The organism is Gordonibacter sp. RACS_AR49, assembly GCF_030418435.1.
Lineage (GTDB): Bacteria > Actinomycetota > Coriobacteriia > Coriobacteriales > Eggerthellaceae > Gordonibacter > Gordonibacter urolithinfaciens.
Genome location: NZ_JAIUDM010000017.1, coordinates 1 through 8361 on the forward strand (window position 1 = coordinate 1; position 8361 = coordinate 8361).

The 8361-nt window shown below is 62.3% G+C and carries 5 protein-coding genes; 2 read left to right on the top strand and 3 right to left on the bottom strand.

What is annotated here, in order from left to right; genetic code table 11:
• The first annotated feature begins 44 nt into the window (after nucleotides 1–44).
• Both LB310_RS15260 and LB310_RS15265 read left to right on the top strand, forming a co-directional pair.
• Entirely contained in the window at nucleotides 45–1526 is a 1482-nt protein-coding gene (locus LB310_RS15260) for an amidase (RefSeq protein WP_301155351.1), read from the top strand.
• A 339-nt stretch (nucleotides 1527–1865) separates the two neighbouring features.
• A complete protein-coding gene (locus LB310_RS15265; RefSeq protein ID WP_301155352.1) occupies nucleotides 1866–3140 on the top strand; it encodes a radical SAM protein in 1275 nt (424 codons plus the stop codon).
• Nucleotides 3141–3325: 185 nt separating this feature from the next.
• Here the strand turns inward: LB310_RS15265 and LB310_RS15270 are convergent, their stop codons facing one another.
• The 3 genes from LB310_RS15270 to LB310_RS15280 all read right to left on the bottom strand — a co-directional run bounded on the left by LB310_RS15270 (nucleotide 3326) and on the right by LB310_RS15280 (nucleotide 8275).
• Nucleotides 3326–4114: a 4Fe-4S dicluster domain-containing protein gene (locus LB310_RS15270; protein ID WP_301155353.1), complete on the bottom strand. Its 789-nt coding sequence runs from the start codon at nucleotides 4112–4114 to the stop codon at nucleotides 3326–3328.
• Between the two features lie 2 nt (nucleotides 4115–4116).
• Entirely contained in the window at nucleotides 4117–6723 is a 2607-nt protein-coding gene (locus LB310_RS15275; protein ID WP_301155354.1) for a molybdopterin-dependent oxidoreductase, read from the bottom strand.
• A 70-nt stretch (nucleotides 6724–6793) separates the two neighbouring features.
• Complete coding sequence (locus LB310_RS15280) at nucleotides 6794–8275, bottom strand: amidase (protein WP_301155355.1); 1482 nt, start codon at nucleotides 8273–8275, stop codon at nucleotides 6794–6796.
• Nucleotides 8276–8361 lie beyond the last annotated feature (86 nt).

An 8361-nucleotide genomic window follows, 5' to 3' on the forward strand; every position in this document is an offset into this window, starting at 1 on the left:
TATTCCGTCGTTTAAAGTTGTTCGATTCGTTTAAGGAGAGGAAGATGGAAAGCATCACGTACATGAGCGCCTCCGCCATCCAGCGCAAGATCATGGCGAAGGAGATCTCCCCGATCGAGGTCATGGATCATTTCATCAACCGCATCGAGAAGCGCAACGCAAGCATCAACGCCTTGGTCGACGTCGACTTCGAAGGGGCACGCGCCCAAGCGAAAGAGGCCGAGCGCACGCTCATGGCCGGCAACGCAAAAGGCGCGTTCTTCGGCATACCAACGGCGGCTAAGGACTTTACACCGGTACTGCCCGGATGGAAGGGCACTTGCGGCGGCATCCCAGCCGTAAAAGACACTGTTGACGTGTGCCATTCAACCTACACTAAAGCCATGGTCGACGCAGGCGCCCTATTCGTCGGCAAGACCAACGCCCCCTCGCTCGCCTTCCGCGGCACGTGCGACAACAAGCTCTACGGTGCAACGAGCACCCCGTTCAAGGTGGGCTACAACTCGGGAGGCTCCTCGGGCGGTTCCGCGGCCGCGGTCGCCGACGGACTGCTCCCGATAGCGGAAGGCACCGACGGAGGCGGCTCGATCCGCATTCCGGCAGCCTGGTGCGGCATCGTCGGCTACAAGCCGTCGCTCGGCCTCGTATCCAACTCCCCGCGCCCCGACGGTTTCGGCACGAGCCATCCCTTCTGCTTCGACGGCGCCCAAACCCGAACCATCGAGGACGCTGCCCGCGCGCTGACCGAGATGGCCTACTACGATCCGCGCGATCCGTTCAGCATCGACTGGGGCAAAATAGACTTCACCGAGGCGCTGGGAGCGCCCATCAAAGACAAGCACATCGCCTTCACCCCTGACTTCGGCCTGTACGAGGTCGACCCCGAAGTCGCAGCCATCGTCGAGAGAGCCGCCAAGCGCTTCGAAGAGGCCGGCGCGATCGTAGACCGCCTCGACTTCTCGCTTAAATCCCGCACGCACATCGAACTTGCCGAGGCATGGTGCCAGATGGTGTCGATCGTCAACAGCGAGTCAATCCTTGCTTGGAAAGATCAAGGTATCGACCTCATCAAGGATTATCCCGAAGATATCAGCCCCGAGCTTATCTACTGGACGCTGGATTCCTACGGGCGCAGCTACCGGGACCTCATCCGCAACGACACCATCCGCACCGAGGTGTTCGACGCAATGCAGAACGCCTTCGAGAAATTCGACTTCATCGTCTCGCCGACCAACGCCTGCAACCCGCCCGCAAACGATCCGAATCGCAATACCCTCGTGCGTGAAGTCAACGGCAAGCCGGTTGAGCCGCTCATCGGATGGTGCCTCACCTACTTCTGCAACTTCACCGGGCACCCGGCGATTTCGGTTCCAGCCGGTTTCGCAAAGGACGGCTCGCCGGTAGGCATGCAGATCATCGGGCAGCGCTACAACGACAAGGGTGTCCTCTCCATGGGCTCGGCTTTCGAGGAGATTCAGCCTTGGGCCCACATCTACGACGAACGTGTCGAGAACCGCAAGCTTTAAAAGGCAATCGGCATTTCAAGCTAGACACCAAGCCGAAGGGCCCACCGTCATCCTTATGCGGGTTCTTCGGCTTTCAAGAAGAAGGCGAGGGGAACTATGTGCGGATACGCATGCTGCAATTGCGGAAAATGCCGTGGGGAGGCATCGAGGCACCTCGCTTCGTTGGAAGACGTACCCGGCTTCTGTTGGGAATGCGGCTTCCTGAACAACCCCACCGCCGCAGTATGCAAGTCATGCGGTGCCTCACTGGCGGACATTGCGTCCAAGGCCAAGGCGGGAAACGCCAACCAAGTTTTCAAGGAATAACTTCCACAAGCGCGTACGGAGGAGTCATGCGCCATGGATATTCGAGAGTATGCGGAAATTTTCGAAGCAAACGAGAGGGAATTCGAAGCATCTATTGAAGAATTCGGGGTGCTGTTCGAACGCGAGGAGTCCTCTCCGCGTTTGCGGAGAGAGCAAGTGGGCCGTACGTGCGCATGCCACTGCGAGAACGGGGGATCATCGGTATGGCGCGGCTGGATATCGACGGCATGCCGAGCATGCCGCACAGGCGAGCAGACGGCATCGCTGTTCGTCGACCTTCGCTGCACGAAAGACTGCTATTTCTGCTTCAACTGCAACCAGCCCCACTACGAGCATTTCCGCGCGCACAAGCGCAATATAAGCTTGGAACTTGACCAAGCGCACGCCGCGGGTGCGAAGCTCCGCTGCCTGGCCGTAACAGGCGGCGAGCCGCTTTTGAACAAGAACCAGGTTCTTCCGTTTCTTGCCCATGCTAAGAAACTGTACCCCGCTACCCACTTGCGTCTTTACACGAACGGCGACCTTCTTGACGAAGAAACCCTCGAAGAGCTTGCTTCCTCGGGTTTGGACGAGATCCGTTTCAGCGTGAAGCCGTTGGACTTCGACGACAACCAAGAGCATGTCTTCGCAATGATGGAAAGGGCGGCGACCGTGCTTCCCGACGTGGTCGTAGAAGTACCGGTCATCCCGGACTCGGCCGACGAGCTGGAAAGCCTCATGCGGCGCGCCGACTCGATTGGGGTGCGGGGCATCAATCTCCTGGAGTTCTGCTTCCCACTGCATAAGGCCGAAGAGTTCCTCCGGCGCGGCTTCGAGTTGCGCAAGCACCCGTACAAGTACCCGTACCAGTACCGCTACAGCGGTGGCATTCCCGTTGCGCGCAGCGAGAAGGAGGCACTCCGTCTGATGGAGCTTGCCGTAGCCGAGAACCTGCACATAGGCGTGCACTACTGCAGTGCTGACAACAGGATATCCGCGCAGGTCAACTTGCAGAACAAGGTTTTCTCCCATGACGGGCGGCTGCGGAGGCAATGGCCTTGGATGGACGCCGACGAGGACGATCACTTCTTGAGATGCGCCAAAGCGTTCGGTGGTGGAGCGGCGGATGTGAGGGAATGGGCCGAGCGCGCGGGGTCGATCCCCTACAGTTACGATGCGAACGTCCCCAGTATCGCCATACCGCGCTCGCTGGCCTCCGATGCGATGAAGGCTTGCCCCAAGGCGTCCTTCGGCGAGAGCGTTAGTGTGCTCGAGCGCGAAGGAGACATCATCTGCATGAGGGAAATTGCTGTGCGAGAACTTGCATAGCGATCCGATTCCCGACGACAACCTGCGGCCTCCAAATCCTTTGCACTTGTGCCGTATCTCAAAGAGGCGTATTCCGACGGCGCACAAGAATATCGGCGCCCTAGCACTATCTGGCAGGGCGCCGACAAAATTCTGGACCAGCCTCAGGGGTGCAGCTAGGCAGGAACGACCTTCCTTCTATCCATTCATCTCCAAGCGATATCCCCCAGGTTCAGGTCCTTCTCGCGCACGTCGGCGGCGAGCTCCCTGCTGGCGATGCGCACCGTGTAGGCGGCGGGCTCCACCTGGTCGAACAGGAAGTCGCCGAAATCGTCGGTGGCCATGCGGGCCACCTCGGCGCCCGACTCGTCCGCAAGCACTGCCTCGGCGCCGACCACGACCTCGCGGGAATCGAAGTCCACGAGGCAGCCGGCCACGAAGCGCTTCGGCAGGTTCTTGTACCAGGCGTGCGCGCCCAGGCCGGCCAGCGCCTCCAGCGGCTCGGCGCCCTCCAGGTCGAGCTCGCCCTCCTCGCCGAACGAGAGTGCGCCCGTCGGACAGGAGTCCACGCAGCGCGGCTCGGTCCAGCCGTCGTCCAAGAGGTGCGCGCAGCCCGTGCACTTCTGCGGCAGGTCGAGCTCCTCGTTCCAGTAGACGGCGCCCATCGGGCAGGCGTCCATGATGGCGCGCTGGCCCTTCGCCTTCGCCGGGTCGATGACCACGAGCCCGTCGTCGCGTCGGTACACGGCGCCATCCTTCGCGGCGGCCAGGCACGGCGCGTCGTCGCAGTGACCGCACACCAGCGGCGTGTACGACACGCGCACCACCGGCACGCTGCCGCGCACCTTTTCGTCGACCTTGCACCAGAAGTGCCCGGTCATGGGTTGGTCGGCCGCATAGGGCATCCACTCGGTGCCGCAGTGCTCGTCCTTGCAGGATATCTGGCAGTTATGGCAGCCGTTGCACTTCGCAACGTCGATCAGAAACGCTTTCATGGCTACTCCTCCACAATCAGGCTGTCGAGCACCCGGCCGCACTCCGCGTCGTAGGAACGCGCGAACGCCTCGGGATACTGCTCGGCCAGCTCGAACACATCGACCTTCTTCACGCCCACAAGGAAGCTGTTCGTTACCTCGCCGGCCGCGTTCTTCGACGTGGTGGCCGAGGGGCAGATGAGGTTGTTGGCGCCGCCGCGGTCCAGGCCGCCCATGCCCACCACGATGCTGTCGCAGCGCGCGCCGTGGTCCTGCGACACCGCGCCGGGCATGATGCGCTCGGACAGGATGACGCCGCCCAGCACCATGCCGCGCTCGTTGTAGATGCCGGCGATGTCGCCGTCGGCCAGGCCGAGCTTCTCGGCGTCCACGGGGTTCACGTACAAAGGCTCGTAGCCGTAGCCGTCGGGGCCCACGACCTTGCCCGTGGCCAGCTCGCGGAACCAGGGCACGTCGTCGTGGTTCGCATGCACGCGCCACCGCGGGTGGTTCGTCACCAAGAGGTACGGGTACTCCTTGGCGCGCTCGCTGGAAATGCGGTCGTCGTGCCCGTCGCCCTTCTCAATCCAGTGCGCCACCGGGCCGCGCACCTTATCGTCCGGGAACGTCTCGGCCAGCGTCGTGGAGTAGTACTCGATCTTGCCCGAGGGCGTGAGCAGCGGGTTGCCCTCCGGATCCTCGTAGAAGCCGATGAGGCCGGCGGGCGTCTCGTCCCAGTCCTCCTTTGTGGGGAACAACTTGAAACGGTCCTCCAAGAACTGGTCGAAGTCGGCCGTTTCGCCGCCTTCCATGCCGCACTCGCGAAAGCCCTTCTCTATCCAGTCGATCACCTCGTTGCCGTGCGTGTAGCGCTCGTAAAGGTTCTCGTAGGCGCCGCCCAGCCGTTCCAGCGCGCGGGCCACCTCGCCCACGGCCTCGTAGTCGGTGCGCACGTCGCCCACCGGGTCGACCGCCTGGCCCTCGTAGGCGATGGCGTTCCATTGGCCGCTGCGCACGTCCACGTTGAAGTCCTCGAGTTCTAAGGTCGTGGAGGTGGGCAGGATGATGTCGGCGAACAGGCAGTCGTTCTCCATCCAGGGGTGCTGCACGAGCACGAACTCGAGGTTCGGATGACGCAGCGCATCTTGGAACTCGTGGCCGCCGTTCCAGCACGTGGACCAGCAGGGTGCGTCGGACCAGATCATGCGGATGCCCTTGCCCGGCTCGGGCGCGTACTTGAACGGGATGAGCTGGTCGGCGCGGTCGATGCCGGCAATCACGTGGCCGCGCCACTCGATGGACGGCTCGGTGATGGCCTTGTGGATCATAGTCTTGGGGATGAACGGCTCGCTCAAATCCATCGTGGCACCGCGGTAGGCGCCCTCGGACGAGGGCAGCACGCTGCACGACGGCAGCGGGTTGAGCGTCTTCACGTCCATGAGCTGCCACTCGATCATCTGGAACTGGTTCACGCCCGGCTGGCCCACGCCGCGCATGCCCAAAAGGTACACCTCCATGCGCGCCGGCTCGTGCGCGAACGCCGCGCGGATGTAGCCGCCGCCGTTGCAGTGGGCGATGGACACCTTGTGCTTCGCCCAGTAGCGCGCGAGCGCCTTGATGCGGTAGTCGGGCACGCCGCAGCGCTCGGCCGCCCACGCGGGCGTCTTCGGCACGCCGTCCTCGCGGCCCAGCACGTAGTACTCGAACCAGTCGAAACCCACGCTGTGCGTGTCGAGGTACTCCTTCTCGTAGGTGCCCTCGGTCATCCACACGTAGGCGATGGCCAGCTGCAGCGCCACGTCGGTGTTCGGCAGCACGGGGATCCACTTGTCGGCGTGCACGGCCGCGGCGTAGTTGCAGTCGGGCGCCACGAACACCGACAGCACGCCTATCTCGTTGAACCAGTAGCACAGACGGCTCGCCATCTGGCCGCCCCAGCCCCACGGCGTGGTCTCGGGATCGGCACCCCAGTAGAAGATGGCGTCGCCGTTCTCGGAGATGTCCTTGATCACGTTCGTGGTGATGGTCTGCATGCCCACCGGGTCCATGCCCCAGGCGTGCTTGGCGCCCCAGTACCAGCCCTCCCAGCTGTCGGGCTGGCGGGCCTGCTTGAGGAAGCCGCCCGTCAGGTTCAGCAGGTTCGTCTGGCAGCCGTGGGCGGCGTGGACGTTCTTCGTCTCGCCGTGACCGTCGGACTGCGCCAGGATGGAGAACGGGCCGGCTTCCTCCTGGATGCGCTTGATCTCGGCGGCGATAAGGTCGCACGCCTCGTCCCATGAGATGCGCACGTACTTCGACATGCCGCGGTTCTGGGTGTTGCGCTCGCCGTTCGGGTCCCAGTCCACGCGCTTGAGCGGGTACGGGATGCGGTTCGGCGAGTAGGTGCGCGTCTTGTACGCCACCGAGAGCGGCGGCGGGTAGCTCTTCATGCCCGGCTCCAGCACGTGTCCGCGCGCCTCGATCTTCCACGCGTTCAGCTCCTCGGGCGTGTAGAGCTGGTCGTAGTGCAGCGGGCGGATGCGTGCCACGCGCCCGTCCTTCACGTCGACCTCGGTGATGTTGGAACCCATGCCGAAGCCGCAAAAGCCAAGGCACTTGACGACCGATTTGTCGGTGGTCTTGCTTAACATGCTATTCCCTCCTTTTCCATAAACCGCAAGCGCGTCTCCTAGACGCGCTTGCGGCATCGCTGAACCCGCCTTAACGCAAATTGCGCTCGGACGTGGACCGGTAGATCTTCGCCCAAGGCTGTATGCGCTCGAATGCCGCGCTTGCCGCCAAGACATCCTCGTCAGCCCAGCGCCGCCCGATGATCTGCATGCCAACCGGGAAGCCGTCCTTCGAGAGGCCAGTTGGGATGGATGCTGCCGGGTGCCCGGTGAAGTTGCAGAAGTAGGTGAGGCACCATCCGATGAGCGGCTCGACCTTCTCGCCGCCGAGCTCGGTCGGACCCGCCGTGATGCCGCCGGGAACGTTCGGAACCGGATGGCACGCCGTAACAGGAGAGATGACAAGGTCATATGTCTGGAACGCCGTTTGCAGCGCATCGTATATCTCGGTGCGCACGACATCGTCAGCGTTGTAGTCGATGTAGCCCCGACGGTACGCATCGTTGATCCAATACACGAATTCAGCCGGCACATCGTCAGCATGATCCCTCAATAGATCGATACCTCCGCCTTTGAGTGCCTCGATCGATTCCAGTCCCGAGATGGATATGAGGCGGCACCATGCCTCGGCAAGCTCGAAATGCGAGCGTGAAATATCGAACTCTACCGGCTCCACGACTGCTCCGGCCTCCACGAGCCGCTGCGCCGCAGCGGCAACCATATCCTTGATCTCGGGATCTACCGGAAAGATGCCGAAGTCAGGCGTGAATCCGATCCTCCAGCCCTTGAGCGGCTTGTCGAGGGCTGCCGCGAAATCACGCTCACCGCGGTCTAGGCTCATCGGATCGAACGGGTCGAACCGAGCCATAGCCTGCAACACGTAAGCAGAATCCTTAACCGTACGGCTCAGCGGCCCGTCCCATGTGTAGGGATGCGTGAGAGAGAAGGCATTCGGCCTCACGGTTGCGGGGATGGTTCCAACTGATGCCTTGTAACCATAGCAACCGCACCATGCGGCGGGAATACGGATCGAGCCGCCTCCGTCGGTGCCTTCCGCCACAAGCAGGATGCCATCGCCCACCGCGGCTGCGGAACCGCCCGAGGAGCCGCCCGAGTTGTAGCCCACCTTGAACGGGGTGCTCGTTGCACCGAACATCTTGTTGTCGCAAGTTCCTCGGAAAGCGAACGACGGAGCGTTGGTTTTACCCACCAAAATGGCGCCTTCGTCAACCATCGCCTTGGTAAAACAGCCGTAACTAGGGTCTTTCTGGTTCGAGAGGGCTTTCACACCCCCCGTGGTTCCCGGCCAACCCGGAACTCCGGGCAAAAAGTCCTTAGCTGCCGTGGGTATGCCGAAGAACGCGCCATAGGCATCGCCTCGCATGAGAACCTTCTCCGCCTCGATCGCCTTCTCACGTGCCTCGTCGAAAGCCGTATAGGTGAAGGCATTGATAGACGGGTTGCGCGCCTCGATAGCCGCAATGCAATCATCCATGACTTCAACTGGAGAAATACTCTTAGCTTTGATATCAGCCGCGAGATCAACGGCACTTAAATGCTCGTTTACTGCCATGTCCAAAACCCTTCCTTGTAGTTCGGCGCCCACCCCCAAAGGCATGGGCGAGCGCCTCAAAAGCTGCAAACAGCTTTTTTGTCCTC

What these genes read in the sequence shown, in the direction of transcription:
- LB310_RS15280 (WP_301155355.1), bottom strand. Translation starts at nt 8,275, where the DNA reads ATGGCAGTAAACGAGCATTTAAGTGCCGTTGATCTCGCGGCTGATATC.
- LB310_RS15275 (WP_301155354.1), bottom strand. Translation starts at nt 6,723, where the DNA reads ATGTTAAGCAAGACCACCGACAAATCGGTCGTCAAGTGCCTTGGCTTT.
- LB310_RS15260 (WP_301155351.1), top strand. Translation starts at nt 45, where the DNA reads ATGGAAAGCATCACGTACATGAGCGCCTCCGCCATCCAGCGCAAGATC.
- LB310_RS15270 (WP_301155353.1), bottom strand. Translation starts at nt 4,114, where the DNA reads ATGAAAGCGTTTCTGATCGACGTTGCGAAGTGCAACGGCTGCCATAAC.
- LB310_RS15265 (WP_301155352.1), top strand. Translation starts at nt 1,866, where the DNA reads ATGGATATTCGAGAGTATGCGGAAATTTTCGAAGCAAACGAGAGGGAA.